General features: G+C 36.0%; 14 protein-coding genes. 13 read left to right on the top strand and 1 reads right to left on the bottom strand.

Going from position 1 to position 17,309, the window contains the following annotated elements; all coding sequences use genetic code 11:
- The first annotated feature begins 123 nt into the window (after positions 1–123).
- From AC0L8O_RS20765 to AC0L8O_RS20750, 4 genes are all read left to right on the top strand, one after another.
- Positions 124–903: a MerR family transcriptional regulator gene (locus AC0L8O_RS20765; RefSeq protein ID WP_473445037.1), complete on the top strand. Its 780-nt coding sequence runs from the start codon at positions 124–126 to the stop codon at positions 901–903.
- On the top strand, positions 881–2,653 hold the full coding sequence (locus tag AC0L8O_RS20760; protein WP_473449071.1) for an ABC transporter ATP-binding protein: 1,773 nt from the start codon (positions 881–883) through the stop codon (positions 2,651–2,653). Before AC0L8O_RS20765 ends, AC0L8O_RS20760 begins: the two co-directional genes overlap by 23 nt.
- 144 nt (positions 2,654–2,797) lie before the next feature.
- A complete protein-coding gene (locus AC0L8O_RS20755) occupies positions 2,798–3,505 on the top strand; it encodes a M48 family metallopeptidase (RefSeq protein ID WP_473445035.1) in 708 nt (235 codons plus the stop codon).
- A 329-nt stretch (positions 3,506–3,834) separates the two neighbouring features.
- Positions 3,835–5,352 carry a glycine betaine uptake BCCT transporter gene (locus tag AC0L8O_RS20750; RefSeq protein WP_473449069.1) on the top strand — a complete coding sequence of 506 codons (1,518 nt, stop codon included), beginning with the start codon at positions 3,835–3,837 and terminating at the stop codon, positions 5,350–5,352.
- 59 nt (positions 5,353–5,411) lie between these two features.
- Here the strand turns inward: AC0L8O_RS20750 and AC0L8O_RS20745 are convergent, their stop codons facing one another.
- Complete coding sequence (locus AC0L8O_RS20745) at positions 5,412–6,905, bottom strand: peptide MFS transporter (RefSeq protein WP_473445033.1); 1,494 nt, start codon at positions 6,903–6,905, stop codon at positions 5,412–5,414.
- Positions 6,906–7,236: 331 nt separating this feature from the next.
- Here AC0L8O_RS20745 and AC0L8O_RS20740 point away from each other — a divergent pair, with 331 nt between their 5' ends.
- From AC0L8O_RS20740 to AC0L8O_RS20700, 9 genes are all read left to right on the top strand, one after another.
- Entirely contained in the window at positions 7,237–7,890 is a 654-nt protein-coding gene (locus tag AC0L8O_RS20740) for a hypothetical protein (protein ID WP_473445030.1), read from the top strand.
- Entirely contained in the window at positions 7,890–9,398 is a 1,509-nt protein-coding gene (locus AC0L8O_RS20735) for a GMC family oxidoreductase N-terminal domain-containing protein (RefSeq protein ID WP_473445028.1), read from the top strand. Before AC0L8O_RS20740 ends, AC0L8O_RS20735 begins: the two co-directional genes overlap by 1 nt.
- Positions 9,399–9,418: 20 nt before the next feature.
- Positions 9,419–9,592: a GMC oxidoreductase gene (locus AC0L8O_RS20730; RefSeq protein WP_473445026.1), complete on the top strand. Its 174-nt coding sequence runs from the start codon at positions 9,419–9,421 to the stop codon at positions 9,590–9,592.
- A gap of 72 nt (positions 9,593–9,664) precedes the next feature.
- Positions 9,665–10,192 (top strand): DUF3231 family protein, encoded by a 528-nt coding sequence (locus AC0L8O_RS20725; RefSeq protein WP_473445024.1) that lies wholly within the window; start codon positions 9,665–9,667, stop codon positions 10,190–10,192.
- Positions 10,193–10,729: 537 nt separating this feature from the next.
- Positions 10,730–12,451: a hypothetical protein gene (locus AC0L8O_RS20720; protein WP_473445021.1), complete on the top strand. Its 1,722-nt coding sequence runs from the start codon at positions 10,730–10,732 to the stop codon at positions 12,449–12,451.
- Positions 12,448–13,164, top strand: coding sequence for an ABC transporter ATP-binding protein (locus AC0L8O_RS20715; RefSeq protein WP_473445019.1), 717 nt, complete (start codon positions 12,448–12,450; stop codon positions 13,162–13,164). The genes AC0L8O_RS20720 and AC0L8O_RS20715 overlap by 4 nt, the downstream gene beginning before the upstream one ends.
- Entirely contained in the window at positions 13,148–13,669 is a 522-nt protein-coding gene (locus AC0L8O_RS20710; protein WP_473445017.1) for a stage II sporulation protein M, read from the top strand. Before AC0L8O_RS20715 ends, AC0L8O_RS20710 begins: the two co-directional genes overlap by 17 nt.
- Positions 13,670–13,686: 17 nt before the next feature.
- Positions 13,687–13,974: a methyltransferase gene (locus AC0L8O_RS20705; RefSeq protein WP_473445015.1), complete on the top strand. Its 288-nt coding sequence runs from the start codon at positions 13,687–13,689 to the stop codon at positions 13,972–13,974.
- Positions 13,975–14,553: 579 nt separating this feature from the next.
- The gene (locus AC0L8O_RS20700) at positions 14,554–17,307 is read left to right on the top strand and encodes a response regulator (protein ID WP_473445013.1); all 2,754 of its coding nucleotides are present in this window, start codon (positions 14,554–14,556) and stop codon (positions 17,305–17,307) included.
- Positions 17,308–17,309 lie beyond the last annotated feature (2 nt).

Below are 17,309 nucleotides of genomic sequence, written 5' to 3'. Positions count from 1 at the left end.
TTCGATAGTCCTCACATCATTTGTTTAAATAAAATTTTTTTTCAAGATACTACATTTCCACTTGCTTCTCACGTTACGTAAGGTTTTAAGATAAGTATAGAAACATAAATGGAGGGATCATTCGTGACGGAGAGATACTCAATTGGTGAGTTTTCCAAGAAAACAGCTACAACGATCAGAACTTTACACTATTATGATGAATTAGGTCTACTAAAGCCTTCTTATGTAACAGAAAAGGGCAGACGCTTTTATACAAATCATGATTTCATTATTTTACAAAGAATCCTGACATTAAAATTTTTAGGATATTCTTTGGAACAAATTAAGGAGTTTTTCCAAAAAGAAACATGGGACTTAAAGGACACTCTTTCCTTTCAAAGAAAAGAAATGATCAAAAAGAAAGAACATATTGAAAATGTAATAAAGGCATTGGATCGTGCTCTTCATGTTTTAGAAGATCGTAAGGAAATAGTCCCTTCTGTTTTTATTACACTTATTAATACTATTCAAATGGAACATGAACAAAAGGAATGGTTAAAAGGATATATAGACGAAGAGCTTGTTGAAGTAATTTATGATGTTCCTGAGAGCAAGCAATTGGAACTGGAAAAGAAGTGGGTCGAAATATCAACTGAATTAAAAAAATTAAGTGACCTTGCTCCGGAAGATGATCGTGTTCAAGATCTCATTGGTGAGATGATGGCCCTTGTAAAAGACTTAACGGGAGATGACCTTGCTTTTGTTCAAGAGATTGCTGATAAAGAAGTAGACGATGATACATGGCTTTTCCATTCCCCTTTCTCTAGCGAAGAGGAGGATTGGATAGCGAGTGCGTTAAATGCCTATTTAAAAAAGAAAGGAGTGAATCTAAACGGTGGAGATGGAACAAAAGAGTATTCCTAAAGCAGATCATATTCGAGCATTTTGGTCATTAATTAAAAAATCCAAGCCGCCTGTAAAAATATTTTGTGTGGCTGCTATTCTAAGCCTGCTTGAGACAGGAGCAGGCCTAATTGTTCCTCTGTTTACAAAGTCATTGGTTGATCAGCTTTCCCAATCTACTCTAGAATTGTCCATTATCTTTTTATTACTGTTTGCATTTATTTTACAAACTGTCTCATCAGGTCTGTCTTATTATTTTATGACCTATTTAGGGGAATCAATTGTAGCTTCAATTAGAAAAAGACTTTGGAAGCATGTTCTTCATTCCCCCATCCCTTATTTTGATCAACAAGAGTCGGGTGATACGATGAGCAGGATTACTCAGGATACGAATACGATCAAAACACTCATCACACAGCACTTAATTACGTTTATTTCCGGGTTAATTACCATTATCGGCTCGATTATTATTCTGTTTATTATTGATTGGAAAATGACATTGATTATGCTCATCGCTGTACCGATATCCATCGCAATTATCATGCCACTTGGACAAAAAATGTATAAAGTATCAAAGCTAACTCAAGATGAAATGGCAGGTTTTTCTGCAAATTTAGGAAGGGTTTTGTCTGATATCCGGCTTGTAAAAGCATTTCATGCTGAGAAAACGGAAAAAACAAAAGGAGATGAACGAATAGACCAATTATTTCAATATGGTCTTAAGGAGGCGCGGATACTTGCGATTATTTCTCCTTTAATGTCATTTACTATGATGCTCGTACTGGTTCTATTAATTGGGTATGGCGGTGTTCGCGTAGCATCTGGTGCTTTATCTGCAGGTTCTCTTGTAGCGATTATTATTTACGTGTTTCAAATTGTTGTTCCCTTTAGTCAGATGGCTGGTTTTTTTACAGCATTTCAGAAGGCGATGGGAGGTGCGGAACGAATTCAACTCATCCTGTCGCTTGACAAGGAAACAAGTGAAGATAACCTAGTAGTCCAAAACTCCTCTCAAGATATTCATTTCAAAGATGTTTCCTTCAGTTATAAACAAGGTGACTCTATACTGAGACAAATGACATTATCCATTCCCACTGGAAAAACAACAGCATTTGTCGGTCCGAGTGGCAGTGGAAAAACGACATTATTTGCTTTACTTGAAAGATTTTATGTACCTAATACAGGTGAAATCTTACTTGGAAATACAAATATTAAGCAATTTAATTTGAAGTCATGGCGTAGTCAATTTAGTTATGTATCTCAGGAAAGCCCGCTCATGTCAGGGACAATTCGCGATAATATTATCTATGGTATGGAAAGAAATGTGTCAGAAAAGGAAATTGAAGCAGCGGCAGAACTCGCAAATGCAATAGAATTTATTTCCCGGCTTCCACAAGGATTTGATACAGAGGTCGGTGAGCGGGGCATAAAGCTATCAGGTGGACAGAGGCAGCGAATTGCAATCGCCCGGGCATTAATACGTGATCCGAAGATTCTCTTATTAGACGAGGCAACTTCTAACTTGGATAGCGCATCAGAACTTCTTGTTCAAAAGGCACTTCAACATTTAATGAAGGATAGAACCACACTTGTTATAGCACATCGGTTATCAACTGTCGTAGACGCTGATCAAATTGTTGTTTTAGATGGCGGAAATATTACGGGTATTGGCACACATCAGCAATTAGTTAAACAACATGAATTATACCAAAAGCTTGCAAAACAACAGCTGCAGGATTCTGATATGAAGAACCATACAGTTGCTTTTTAAAGAACATATTTTGATATAGACTCGTCTTGAAATATCCAGCTGTTCCATAGGCCATGTATACTGTGTATACTATTCACTAACGTACCTGTTGCTTTTTAAGTGACAGGTTATTTTAAAAAAACTAATGTTAATACAGGTGATGGCATGATACATACATACTTAGGTGAAACAATACATGTTGAGATAAAGTACAAAAATCGGAAATCTATAGGGATTTCAATTGATAGCCTTGGAAAAATTGAAGTGCAGGCTCCGAAAAAGACACCTGATGAAAAAATAATTCGGACAATAGAGGAAAATTGGGATCTCATTCAGCAAAAAATAAAAGAAAAGAGCGAGAGGATGAAGGGTCCTCAGAAAAAGATATATGAGAATGGTGAGAGCTTTCTTTATTTAGGGGAAACCTATCCAATAAACATCATTCATGATGTAAAGATAACCCAAGATCATGTTGTGTTTGAAGGAGAAAAGCTGTATGTCTATGTGAAGCAGCTTGATGATGATAAATATAAACAAGCTTTAAAACGATTTTATTCCCAGCAGTGTAAGGTATTAGTAGAAAAAAGTGTTTCTTTTTACAAAGGTAACTTTAAAACAAAACCACGTTCTATTCGTATTACGGACAGTAAAACAACTTGGGGAACCTGTGATTCAAAACTTCAATTAACATTTAATTGGAGGTTGGCAATGGCGCCACCGGATGTAATTGACTATGTAGTTGTACATGAGATGTGTCACATGGTCCACTTAAACCATGATCGTTCCTTCTGGCGCCTGGTTGGAAAAATAATGCCTGACTATAAGGAAAAGGAAACTTGGTTGTCACTAACAAACTGGAAGATGACCGTTTAAAAGCTAAAGGAGCTTAATCCATTGTGGATTGGCTTTTTTTGTGTTGGGAATGAATATTCTAAGTATAGATGAGAGCATAAAAGTACAAAGAATATCTCTATGAGCGGAAATAGGCTTCAATTTATGTTAAGGTAGTATAGGTAATTCTTTTTTGTCAACATTTTTTTGTTCCGGTATCTATAAAGTTTTATTAAGTACATAGTCTAACACCCTGGAAATCAGTGGTGATTAAGAAATCATCTCCTGATGGAAATGTTGTCGTGATTAAGGGAATAGTAATTATAAAGAAGTTTTTTAAAGAAAAAGATTATGAAAGAAAGGAACATTCGATGAAAAAAGTATCAAACGTGTTTTGGATCACTGTTGCAATTGTTCTTGCAGCAGTAATATTTGGTGTTTCAGCGCCAGAAAGTTTTGAAGAAGCTACCGGGAATCTGCAGGCCTTTCTGACATCAACTTTTGGTTGGTATTATTTAATATTGGTTACAGTCATTGTTGTATTTTGTGTTTTTCTTATTTTCAGTCCGGTTGGAGCCATTAAACTGGGGAAACCTGATGAAAAGCCCGAATTCTCGAAAGGCTCTTGGTTTGCTATGTTATTTAGTGCCGGAATGGGGATTGGTCTTGTATTCTGGGGAGCTGCGGAACCTCTTTCCCACTTTATGGATCCACCGTTAGCAGAGGGTGGAACAGCTGATGCTCATAAAGAAGCGATGAGATATACCTTCTTTCACTGGGGATTCCATGCCTGGGCCATTTATGCAATTGTAGCCCTTTCGTTAGCTTACTTTCAATTCCGTAAAGATGAGCCAGGTCTTATTTCAGCAACATTAAAACCTGTATTAGGAAAAAGAGTGGAAGGTCCACTAGGAACTGTTATCGACGTTCTTGCAGTCTTCGCCACTGTAGTTGGGGTTGCGACAACGTTAGGATTTGGTGCAGCGCAAATCAATGGCGGTTTATCATTACTGTGGGGAGTGCCAATTAATTTCACTGTTCAATTAATGATCGTTGTGGTTGTTACAGTCCTTTTTATGATCTCAGCTTCAACTGGTTTGGGGAAAGGAATCAAATATTTAAGTAACGCAAACATGGTCTTAGCAATTGCCTTATTTGTTTTAATGTTTATTGCAGGTCCTACAATCCTTATCTTAAATATGTTCACTGATACATTAGGGGAATATATACAAAATATTGTACAGATGAGTTTCCGAATAGCTCCACTTAATGAAGAACATCGCTCTTGGATTAACGGGTGGACCATTTTCTATTGGGCATGGTGGATTTCATGGTCGCCGTTCGTTGGAATCTTTATTGCCCGTGTTTCAAGAGGTAGAACCATTCGAGAATTTATTATTGGTGTTTTATTACTGCCGGCACTCGTAAGCTTTATCTGGTTTGCTGTGTTTGGTACATCAGCGATTGAAGTTCAAAATGCGGGGAATATCGATTTAACAAGTTATGCTACAGAGGAAGTCTTATTTGCGATATTTAGTGAAATGCCATGGTCGACACTTCTGTCCATCGTAGCAATAACGCTTGTTTGTACATTTTTTATTACATCTGCCGACTCAGCAACATTTGTGTTGGGAATGCAAACAACTTATGGTTCACTTACACCACCAAATTCAGTAAAACTAACATGGGGAGTTGCGCAGTCAACTGTAGCATTAATTCTTTTATATAGCGGTGGTTTACAAGCTCTGCAAAATTCATTAATTGCTGCTGCCTTCCCGTTTTCAATTATTATTGTGTTAATGATGATTTCTCTGTATCGCTCATTAACAAAAGAAAAGAAAGAACTTGGTTTATATCACAAACCAAAACCGCGTAAAAAACAAGCTTGAATGTTGAATAAAAAAACAAAGGTGCAGTTCCGATGAACCGCACCTTTTGTTTTGGAATTTTATCGAACGCCTTTCATAAAAACCTGAATTTTCGGTGAGAACAGGAACAGGATGATCGCAAGAGCGATGGCTACTCCTCCAATTGTACCAAAGTAAAGGTTCTCCGTTTCAGGCGTATAAAAGCCTACAATTTGTGCATTAATCGCTTGGGCAGCTGCACTTGAAAGGAACCACAAGCTCATCGTTTGAGCTGAAAAGGCATTTGGCGCTAATTTCGTCGTAGCTGAGAGTCCTACAGGTGATAGACATAGCTCACCAAGTACGACAATGAAATAACTTAGAACAAGCCATAATGGGCTAACTAATGCACCTTCACCAGTTAAAGCACCAGGCACAAGAATGACAATAAAGGATAAACCGGCAAACAATAATCCAAGTGAGAATTTTTGAGGAACTGTTGGCTGGCGGTCCCCAAGTTTCACCCAAAGACCAGCAAAAAACGGTGCTAAGATGATAATAAATAATGGATTTAAAGATTGAAACCAAGCAGGTGAAATCGTGAATCCTAAAAACTCTAAATCTGTACGTTTATCTGCATAATGAGCAAGAATAGTGGAACCTTGTTCCTGAATAGCCCAGAACATAACAGCCGCAATAAATAACGGAATATATGCGATAATTCTGGAACGCTCGGTTGCTGTTGTTTTTGGACTGCGATACATAACAATAAAATAAATCGTTGGAATTAAGATTCCTAAAATACCAATAAGAGCAACAAATGTATCGATGGTAAGAATACCCATTGAGATAGTAATCGCAATGATTGCTGCTAATATAACAGCACTTATTCCTATTATGGCAAAAACTTTTGTCTTTTCAGTTGGTGACAATGGATTTGGAACAACCGTACCAGCTAAGCCAAGGTTTTTCTTCTTTGTCAAAACAAACACTAGTAATCCGAAAAACATCCCGACTGCCGCTATACCAAAACCTAAGTGGAAGTCATGCTTCATTCCAACTTCTCCAACAATTAGTGGAGCTAAGAATCCACCAAAGTTAATACCCATATAAAAGATACTAAAACCGGCATCACGGCGATTATCAGTCTCGCTGTAAATATCACCAACAACACTTGAAACATTTGGTTTTAATAAGCCTGTCCCAATTACGATTAAGACCATGGAAACAAAGAACATGGATAAGCTTCCAGGTATTGCTAATGCAATATGACCAAGCATAATGAAGATTCCACCATAAAAAATGGCCTTGGATGTTCCAAATATCCGATCAGCGAGCCATCCTCCAATAATTCCTGACATATAAACAAGTGATCCATAAATAGACATGATTGCTAAAGCAGTGCTTTCTTCAAGGCCTAATCCGCCTTTTGATACTTCGTAGTACATATAGAAAACGAGAATAGCTCTCATTCCATAATAAGAAAAACGTTCCCAGAACTCTGTAAAGAAAAGAGTGAATAGTCCCTTAGGATGTCCAAAAAATCCTTTTTGTGGGACACTTTCCGCAATTTTCTGTTTATTTAGGTCTGACATTTTACTACCTCCTTTGTTCTATTAATATAATATATTTTCCGTTCTTATTTTGTCAAAAAACTGAATATTTATAAAATATGAGGAATTTTAATTATAAATAATACTATTCTAGTAAAATATGAACGTTTTGATGTAAGCGTTATCTAAAGTTGTGGGACCAAGTACCTGTCGTGCCTTAGAAATAGTCACTTATCATGTGTGATATGTTTCTAAAGATTCAAAAAAGATGTCCTATATGAGTTTGTAGTAGGTAACTGAAGCTCCCTGACATAAAAAACTAAATCGTAAATAATATGTAGGATGGGAAGGGGTTTTTGAAAAGGGGTGGAGAATGGAGAGTAAAAGAAGTGAGAGAAAGGTTAATTGTTATATAAGATCCACCTTCCGGGCTCTAGTGCAGGCGATTATTCCACCAACTCCATGCTTGATAGATTTATCTGGAGTTGTTTTTCATCCGGGAGCATTGGAATTCAAGGTCTATAGATATGTGATTTGGATATTGAATCATTCAATAGATTATCCTGTAAAATTGAAAATAAATGTCCAATCAATGGCTTTGGCTACTGCTGAACTGTTGGATCATGGAGCAGTTCAATTGATAAAGACCAGTCAGAATGTTTACCCCGTAAATATTATGAGTTTCCCTCATGGCGGATTGTTCTCCAAGTTATCGCCGATTGACCGCTTAAGGGCACTTACTCTCATTGACAGACTTGAAATAAATATTAACTATATTAACCACCCTTATAAGAATAATCCTGATCTCGTCCGCCAAATGACCGCTGTATTAAATCAACTGACAATGTTTGGTTTCTATTCAGAATGGACAGGGTACGGAACAACCAGTCAATGTCCTCCAAATCAGAGAAGGGTAGAATATTTTCCGCCAGGGTGGATTTTGGCCAAATATCCAGGTCCATCTTATGCATACCGTGACTTTCGGGGTTTCTTAGCCTATATCACACATGAAAAGGAGAAAAACTAATGGACTATCAGGATGTGATTGTCATTGGAGCAGGCGGAGGTGGAGCTGTTGTTGCAAAAGAATTGGGGGAAAAAGGATTGAACGTACTAGTCCTGGAAGCAGGACCATGGTTCGGGAACAAGAGGTGGCCGAATCCAAATGGTGCACCTGGAGATACATGTAGCTCTACACCAGCTGATTTGGATGTAGTCTTATATAAACAATTAATAGATCAAAATGAAATGAACATGAATGATTTGGTTACTGGAAGATATCGTTGGGGGCCGGCTGACCGCAGACGAGCCCAGTGGTTTCGGGGTGTGAGCCAGAAGGGGATGATTTGGCAATGTGCTGGGGTTGGAGGAACGACCCAAGTCTATACAGCCAATTGTCCCCGTGCCTATCCAATTGCAATTGATAATAAATGGCCTCTATCTTATCGAGAACTTATTCCTTACTATGAAAATGTAGAAGCTGCATTGCCGGTGAATTTCGCGCCTGTAACCGCCAAGGAGGAATTATTTTATTATGGAGCCAAGAAGCTCGGATTGCCCATGATCCCTACACTTGATGTGACAGCCCCTGGGTATAGACCGCAGCCTAATGCCATTTTACTACCCAATGAAAAGATCAATAACCCTATTATTTCAAATGAACAATTATCATGGATGGAGGGATGTACACTTGCCGGACATTGTATCAATGGATGTTCAAATGGACCATCTGTAGATAAAGTTGCAAAACGGTCAACAAATGTAAGTTATGTCCCTTTAGCTTTAAAAACAGGAAATGTTAGGATACGTCCTAATGCATTTGCTGTTAAAATCCTTACTGAAAAAGATGGAGCCACTGGGCTTAGAGCCAATGGGGTAAAAATAAGGAATACATGGACAGGGGAAGAGGAGGTAGTAAGAGCAAAAGTCATCGTAATGGCTTCCGGAAGTATTGAAAGTCCGCGTCTTTGGATGAATTCAGGATTACCGGAAAATCCATGGGTAGGGAGAGGATTAGTCAATCATTATATGGACTGGGTAACGGGGATTTTTGAAGGGAAAGATTTATTTTCAATCATTGGAAATACAGAGATTAATCCCTTTGTGGGAAATACATGTGGAGCAAGGCTGGATTATCCAGGTTTGGGTGCATTGCAGTCAGTGGGGATGAGTCCTGGTTTAACGGCTTCTTTTTATGGAATCAGTGAATCTGGATATTCCTTCTTACATCCTCCTAAACCTGGTGATCCATGGGATGTGAAGGGAAGTCCCTTTGGGTATGAGTTAAGTGAATGGATGGACGCCTATCGTAGATCTTTAAGTATCTTAGTATCAACAGATGATGATGTGGATCAGCGGAACGGAGTGACTGTAAATCCTCAGATTAGTGATGAAAATGGGCCTGTTCCAATCGTGAAATATTCTCCAACGTTCCAATCAGTTAAAAAACGCAGTAAGTTGATGAAATTAGCTGCTGATCTTTTACGTAAAGCAGGAGCAAAAGAATTATATGGTCCAATTGGCCGCCTGGCATGATGATTCATATAGAGGGCACGATGAGAATAGGTTTTGTTGTTGATGAGAATTGTGAATCACTGCAAGTAAAGCGGCTATATATTGCTGATAATAGTATCCACTATAATGGTTTGGGTGGAGCGAATCCGACTCTTACTACACAAGCGTTAGCTGTACGTACTGCTGAAAAACTAATGGAAAGTTATTTTTATTAGCATTTTTCCTAATAAAATGGAAAAAATACCACCATAACAAATTATATCCAAGGATTGGTGGGAATTTTATATATGAGATTTTTTGAAGTGATTCATGATGCATTTGCACCTTTTATGGACGGAGAAAAAAGACCATTGACTGTAATGGAAGTATCAAACCTTTGGTTTTTTCTTTTAGGTACTGAAACAACATTACGTAATGAAGAATTGGGGATTAACACAGCTCAAGATCCGGAATTAAAAAGAATATTGACGGATACAAAAGAAAGTTTACATATTCCACTTAGAGATGAGCTAATTGAATTTCTAAAAAAAGAAGGTGTCCCATTACCCAATTCAACTCCAGAAAAGTCACTGGGAGATTTTCAGAGTATACCTGAGGGGGCAAAATTAAACGATGAAGAATTGGCTAATTTAATGTCCTACAATCTTTCCCAAGGAGTAACTTACGCCGCTAGAGGACTTTCAGAGTCCATTCGTGCCGATGTTGGCTTGATTTTTTCGAAAATCATCTACAGAAAGACAATGGCCGGTTTAGTCGTCAAGCAGTACTTGGATAAGCGGGAGTGGCTTCGTATTCCACCTTTTTATAAAGCTTAGTCTATAATTGATATAGTATTAGAAGAACTAAGGCTTTCGCATTAGATTGGTGATAAGTCTTAGTTCTTCTTAGAATCTTCTTGGAGTAAAAAGGTCCTGTTTTTATAATTGCGCAACCATAGATCTTAAATTTAACCAGGTCCATAGGCTTTGTTTGGAGGAGAGGAAAGGGGGATGTCCACTTATCATTGCTGTTACAATAGGGATAACGTGTTATTTTTTGGGGAATGTACATTTATACATAATTTGACAATTTAACTAAAAATTTTTTAAACTGTTTTTATAGACTTCCTTGAAAGATTGATAGAAATGAGCCATTGAACTGAAGAATGGAGTCTAGAATGAAGTGGACAATTGTAAAATGATTATGCAGAAGTGTGGGGCGCTTTCTGATCACAGCTGGAATGGTACAAACGGCTAAAGCGCTAGCAAAGAAAAAAGGAAAAGATTACGCTGCAAAATGGTAATCATATATGAAATTGAGGGAGGGGAAAATATCTATTTTTTCCCTTTCTTGTTTGTGAATAAGGAGAAAATATGATTAATAGAGAGATTGTTCGAGCGAATATCTATTTAACATATAGAAGAAATCTAAATAGGCTTCTGTTCTTTTTTCCAACAGGGGAAAGATTGCTGAAACAAAAACGGTTATACCTTATATTTATTGGTCTTTTCGCTATGTACCAATTTATTATTTATCATTTAGTTTCGATTATAGGGTCATATTTTTCTACTAGTATGATTCATATTATTGTAAATTTAGTTATTTTTTGGTCTTTCATGAATAGTCTGAGGTCTTCTACAACTACACTACAAAGATACGCTTTTCCGGAAGACTATGTCATTCTATATACAGCTAGAGCAAATCCATATGAAGTACTGTTTGTCAGGTTTATGACATCAATTGTATTACATGTTCTTTTTTCTTATATCCTGATTTTGCTTCCTGTATTATTTTGGATTGCAATGTATCTTCATCTCACCTTTAAACAAGGCATCCTTCTGATGGTTGTGTTCGTCTGTTTTACCATTTTTTTGATAGGAATGATTTCTTTATATTCATCTATTACATACATAATCTATATTAGAATTATTCACTATGCTCTAAGCTCTTTAGTAAAAAGAAGTCTTACGTTAGTTTTTGTATCAGCTATGTCAGCTATTACGACACTGGTGATCGGTTGGGGAGGTTATCATTATTTTGGGAACCAGGATCTCTTTTTAGCGGTTACTCAATTTGTAGAGACCTTTTATTTAGATCGAGTTTTCACTAGTGAATACCTACCGACAAACTGGGTGTTTAATCTTGTGGTGAATGATAATCGTGTTATTTATTATGTAAGTCTTTTCTTGCTTATTGGCGTTAGCTCGATATTTATAGCTAATCAAGTTGTATTAAAAAAAGTGAAAATACAAGATGTTGCCACGTTATCTGAAACCAGTAGAGAGCTTTTTACACAAAAAAGAGGTATTATCTTTAAGCTTAGTCGAAGGCTCGAAAGAATCATGCCGATCAATTTGGTCGCGATAATGAGAAAAGATCTGTTGGCGATCAGCAGAGCGAATTTTGTTATCAAAAAACGATTATATTTAGCAGCGTATATGCTCGCTACCGAGATAGGGGCATTAATAGGGTTAAGTGTGTTGCAACAATGGTTTGATTTTCCGAAACTACTAATCATTTATCCGATATTGTTTGCAATAACCTATAATGTGTCATTATTAGGAGATGGTTTGCTTGGGATCACATCTGCTGATGCCGAGAGGGAAAATTTATTTTTGTATAAAAATAGTGGCGCCTCACTCTATCAACTAATTACTGCGAAAGCGACTATTCATGTAGTTATTATTTTAATAATGGTGAATTGTTTGTTTATAGGGGTGTTAGGTGGCTTTAGATTAGAGGCTCAAACAGCTCTTATTATATTTATAGCGATTAATTCTATGACTCTGATTCTAAGTTCAGCACAGGTTATTGGTACATTTCTATACCCTAGGCTTGATTGGGAGAACTACGAAGACATTGGGTCATCACTTAAAGCTTCTGTCTTTGAGCATTCCATTCTTGGGATTGTGTTAACATTGAATTTAAATATATATGGAGTGCTTGGTTTTTTATTATGGAGAAACTTCATCGGAACCAGCACTTTCGCTGTTATTACTTGTGTAAGCTCAATCAGCTTGCTTATAGCCTTTTTTGTATTTTACTACTATTGGATTAAACGAATCGGAACGACAAATTGGGAGGTTAAGAGGTGATTGTTCATAATGTTGCGAAAAGCTATGGGAATCAAAATGTTTTAAATCAAGTGAATGTAACAGTAAAAGAAGGAGAAATTTATGGTTTGCTTGGTCCTAATGGTGCAGGGAAATCTACACTAATTAAATGTATACTAGGTATGGTTAAGCAAGATGAAGGTGAAATTATCATTAGAAATTGTAAGGTTGATGCAAAAAGGTCTGATTATTTGAAGAATATTGGGTATGTTCCTGATTCACCTTTTTTATATAATTATCTAACACCTCGAGAATACCTAGAGTTTATTTCTGATTTACAGGGAGTACCGGCTGGACAAAAGCATAACAATATTAATTACTTGCTCGAGCAGTTTTCGTTACTGGAACGTCAGGAAGATATGATTTCAACATTTTCTCATGGGATGAGGCATAAGTTGTCAGTAGCAGGAGCGATTGTTCATAAGCCGCATGTTTTATTGTTAGATGAACCATTGAGCTCTTTTGATCCTCCCACAACTAAGTTTATGAAAAGCTTTTTAAAGGACTATGCTAGCAAAGGGAATATCATATTTATGTCTACGCATCTAGTAGATATTGCCCAACACCTATGTGATCGGGTTGGCATTTTGCTAAATGGGCGTATTTTAAAAGAATACGAACATTTAGAGGACCTAAGGGATTTTGAAAATCTCATCATTCGTGATATGGAAACTACAAATGCAGATATTTTTTAAGCGAAATAGTAGAGTGTTAGTAGTAGCGAGTAGTTGCTATGTTGTGGGACTGTTATTAGGAATTATATTTAGTAATGTCTTACCGGTTGATCAACCTGTAACTAGTGAAAACCCTACGATTATGGAGTTTTTTATTCATAACTTAGTAGCGGATTTACTCATTAGCTTTACTATTTTTACTTTTGGTATTTTTACGATGGTTCTTCTTGTCATGAATGGCTTTCTTGTTGGCCTATCCGCTGTTCATAGCTTAGAATTAGGCAATAGCATGCCATATGTCTTTGTCGCCTTATTACCGCATGGAGTTTTTGAAATTCCGTCTATGATTGTAGCAGGGGCTATTGGGTTTAAACTATTAGATACAGTTATGATGAAACTGAAAGGAAAGAGTAAAATCTATCTAATCCAAGATATTAGTATCTTTCTTGTGATCATTGTCTGCTTCACCCTAATAGCTGCTGTAATAGAGGCAACAGTAACCCCATTTTTATTAACATTACTTTAATGGAAAAGGAGATTGTCATGTTATTTAAAAAATTAAAGGTAGATCAGCTGTTGAATGAAACAGAAGAAGAAAGTACTGGGAATAATAGTACAGCTTATATAGCCATATTTTTTATTTCTATAGTTGCTGCTGTTTGTATGGTTTTTATTAGGGTGGAATATTTCCTGCTTACATTGTTCGCTCCTGCAATCCTAATAATGGTGATCCGACCACCTTTTCAAACGAAGAAAGGACTATTTCGGGTGGTTAGCTTGTTGTATCTATTGTTTCTCCTTTTTATTACGATCTTATGGTCTTCGCAATAATGAAAGATTGAATATATTTAAGATAAAGGATTATATAAACACTGTAGCGGTTTATCGACATTGAATAAACCATGTTGTTTAAGAGAGGAAAGCCCCCTTCACAATTTGTAGTGAAGGGGGTTTTAATGCTGATTTTCTAAGTTTTTTAAGAGAATAAATCTAAACTATTTATTTTTGGGACAATGAACCTGTCCCTCCGTCCCATTCGAGTTTTTTACCTTTTTCCAAAAATTACAAAGTAGTTAAATCAACTATCTTGGTATAGCTTTTGAGAAAAGTGGTTGGTTAGATAAGTACCCTGTTGATAGAAGCGTAGAAAGGAGAGTTTTTAAACATAAAGGGACAAAGTAACGAATTCATCCTTGTTTCGTGAGTTGCTATATTAATATTTTGAAATAAATAAAAGTAATATGACAAATACTTTAATAGAAAAATATTATATAAAATATAATATTTTTTGAAGATTCACTAGACGAAATTTCATCATTTAAAGTATGATTATAACAAAATATGTAAGAGTGCAAAGGTTATTATCTGAATAATTAAAATCTTGTTTTTCCTAATCATATCGGAGGTAACATGAAGTTTAAAACAAAGCTTTATATGAGTATAGTGTCATTGCTGCTGCTCATTTCAATCATAGTTGTGATATTAATGGGCATGCTTGAGCATTCAACAGTTAATATGAATGTAGTTGTAAATGATTTAAATAATAGAATAAATTTGGCTACAAATATTAAGTACGAGACTGCAAATATTGATAGACATTTAAGGGAACTTACTGCCCTTAATCAGTCATCCACAAGCAATAGAGAAGTACTAAATGCTTGGGAAGAGTCACAGACGAATTTAAAGCAGTCGTTGGAGGAACTTGAAGAAAAAGATACTCAAGAGAAATCCAAAGAATTAATTGTAAAGTATAAAACATTACAAGAGTCTTATTTAGCTATTGTTCAGCAACTTTTATCAGCACAAGAAACTGAAGTCAATTCCTCGCTATGGAATGAAGCAGATCTTATAAGAAAGAGAATGATTCACATTGCGGAACTTCTTCAAGGACTACAAGAACAAGAAATGAAAAATGAACTTTTAAGATCGAGAGATACATATAATTGGGCTGTTAAAAACATTTATGTATTTTTAGCCATTGGCTTACTTATTGGAGTTGGATACACGATTTGGATTATCAAACGGATGACAAATAATCTTAATCATGTTACTTCAGTAATGAAAAGTGCTACAAATAGTCATTTTGATCATTTACCTAGAATTGAGATAACTCAAAAAGGTGAAATTGGTGAAATAGCCATTGCGTTTAATAAAATGGCCATTGCCTTAGAGAATCATAGTAAGCTCGAAAAGAAATTAAAGGAAGAAGCAGAGGAAAATAGCTGGCTTAAAACGAAGTTTGCCGAAATAGCTACGATGTATCCTGAAGTTGAAAATATCAAGATGTTATCAGAAAGGTTGATAACGAAGCTTGTTCCTATGGTAGGAGGAAGTTTAGGTGTTTTTTATGTTAAGGAAGTGAAAAATAGTGACAAATATTTAAAGAAAATGGCTTCATATGCCTTGTTTGATGAAAATAATACATTAGAGTATTTTCGTTTCGGAGAGGGGCTTATTGGGCAAAGTGCAGCTGAAAAAAGACCAATTTTACTTAAAAGTATTCCAGATGATTATATAAATGTACATTCAGGCTTGGGAAAGGGAACACCTAAAAATATAATGATCCTGCCTGTTCAATTTGAAGGTAATGTGTTAGCAGTTATAGAGGTTGCCTCATTTAATGTATTTAGTAGTCCTCATATTAAACTTCTAGAAGAAGTGAGTAGTAATATAGGCATTACAATTAATAGTATTATGAACAGGATGAAAGTAGATCAATTGTTACAAGAGTCACAAGCACTTACAGAAGAGCTCCAAGCGCAATCAGAAGAATTGCAGGTTCAACAAGAAGAATTAAGAACGACAAATGAAAAGCTTGAGGAACAGTATGAAACTTCTGAGCAGAAGAAACAAGAAGTTGAAAGGATTCGAGAGGCACTGGAGGAAAAAGCCCAACAACTAGAGATAAGCTCGCAATATAAATCTGAGTTTTTGGCGAATATGTCTCACGAATTAAGAACGCCGCTTAATAGTTTATTAATATTAGCAAAAATCTTATCAGAAAATAGTGATGGTAACCTTACTCTTAAACAACAAGAGTATATTAGTACGATTTTCTCTTCAGGTAATGATTTATTGAAACTCATTAACGATATTTTAGATTTAGCAAAAGTTGAGTCTGGAAAGTTAGAGGTAATACCTAAAGAAGTAAAATTGCAAACAATAAAAGAATTTATTATTGGGCAATTTTCTCCGATTTCTCGTCAAAAAAATGTAGACTTTAAAATTGAGTTACATGCTGATTTACCAGAAATTCTTTTAACAGATGAACAAAGATTACATCAAATACTAAAAAATCTTTTATCAAATGCCTTTAAATTTACTGAGCATGGTAGCATTTTATTATCTGTTCAAAAAGTAAATAAAGAAAGTTTAAAGCAATTTCATATAGGAAGTAACAAAGTAACAACCTTGATTGCTTTTTCTGTTACTGACACTGGAATTGGAATTGATGAAGAAAAACAAGAAGCAATTTTTGAGGCGTTTAAACAAGCAGATGGAACAACGAGTAGGCAATACGGTGGTACTGGACTGGGACTTTCAATAAGTAAAAATATAGCGCACTTATTAGGTGGATTTTTAGATGTGAACAGTAAGAAAGGAAAGGGGAGTACCTTCACGTTATACTTACCTTATGTTGAACAGAAAAACACGATGATTGATCGTTTCTCGAGAGAAGAGGCTGCAGTGACACGTGAAGAAAACTACACGTTGGTAGTGAATAATAACGAGAGTGGGGATATGGAACATCATATAAAGGAAGAACAAGGGAAGTCATTACTCAAAGGTAAGAAAATCCTTATAGTTGATGATGATATTCGAAATGTATATGCGTTAACTGTAGCTCTTGAAAAATATGAGCTGGATATTGTTATTGCAGAAAACGGAAAAGAAGGGATAGAAGAGTTACTAAATAACCCAGATGTGGATTTAGTTCTTATGGACATTATGATGCCGGAGATGGATGGATTTCAGGCAATGAGAGAGATCAGGAAAATACAAAAATTTAATCATATACCAATTATTGCATTAACGGCAAAGGCGATGAAACATAGCAGAGAGCAATGCTTAGAGGTTGGAGCGACGGATTATATTAGTAAGCCTATTAACCTGGATCAGTTATTCTCTTTAATGCATGTTTGGTTGTACAGCAAGGAGGGTTAGGG

It is taken from the genome of Metabacillus sp. KJ11-3 (assembly GCF_055808295.1).
The sequence above is the reverse complement of the archived record's forward strand: the minus strand, read 5'-3'. Positions and strand labels throughout refer to the sequence as shown.

What these genes read in the sequence shown, in the direction of transcription:
- AC0L8O_RS20760 (WP_473449071.1), top strand. Translation starts at nt 881, where the DNA reads ATGGAACAAAAGAGTATTCCTAAAGCAGATCATATTCGAGCATTTTGG.
- AC0L8O_RS20755 (WP_473445035.1), top strand. Translation starts at nt 2,798, where the DNA reads ATGATACATACATACTTAGGTGAAACAATACATGTTGAGATAAAGTAC.
- AC0L8O_RS20750 (WP_473449069.1), top strand. Translation starts at nt 3,835, where the DNA reads ATGAAAAAAGTATCAAACGTGTTTTGGATCACTGTTGCAATTGTTCTT.
- AC0L8O_RS20745 (WP_473445033.1), bottom strand. Translation starts at nt 6,905, where the DNA reads ATGTCAGACCTAAATAAACAGAAAATTGCGGAAAGTGTCCCACAAAAA.
- AC0L8O_RS20740 (WP_473445030.1), top strand. Translation starts at nt 7,237, where the DNA reads ATGGAGAGTAAAAGAAGTGAGAGAAAGGTTAATTGTTATATAAGATCC.
- AC0L8O_RS20735 (WP_473445028.1), top strand. Translation starts at nt 7,890, where the DNA reads ATGGACTATCAGGATGTGATTGTCATTGGAGCAGGCGGAGGTGGAGCT.
- AC0L8O_RS20730 (WP_473445026.1), top strand. Translation starts at nt 9,419, where the DNA reads ATGAGAATAGGTTTTGTTGTTGATGAGAATTGTGAATCACTGCAAGTA.
- AC0L8O_RS20725 (WP_473445024.1), top strand. Translation starts at nt 9,665, where the DNA reads ATGAGATTTTTTGAAGTGATTCATGATGCATTTGCACCTTTTATGGAC.
- AC0L8O_RS20720 (WP_473445021.1), top strand. Translation starts at nt 10,730, where the DNA reads ATGATTAATAGAGAGATTGTTCGAGCGAATATCTATTTAACATATAGA.
- AC0L8O_RS20710 (WP_473445017.1), top strand. Translation starts at nt 13,148, where the DNA reads ATGCAGATATTTTTTAAGCGAAATAGTAGAGTGTTAGTAGTAGCGAGT.
- AC0L8O_RS20705 (WP_473445015.1), top strand. Translation starts at nt 13,687, where the DNA reads ATGTTATTTAAAAAATTAAAGGTAGATCAGCTGTTGAATGAAACAGAA.
- AC0L8O_RS20700 (WP_473445013.1), top strand. Translation starts at nt 14,554, where the DNA reads ATGAAGTTTAAAACAAAGCTTTATATGAGTATAGTGTCATTGCTGCTG.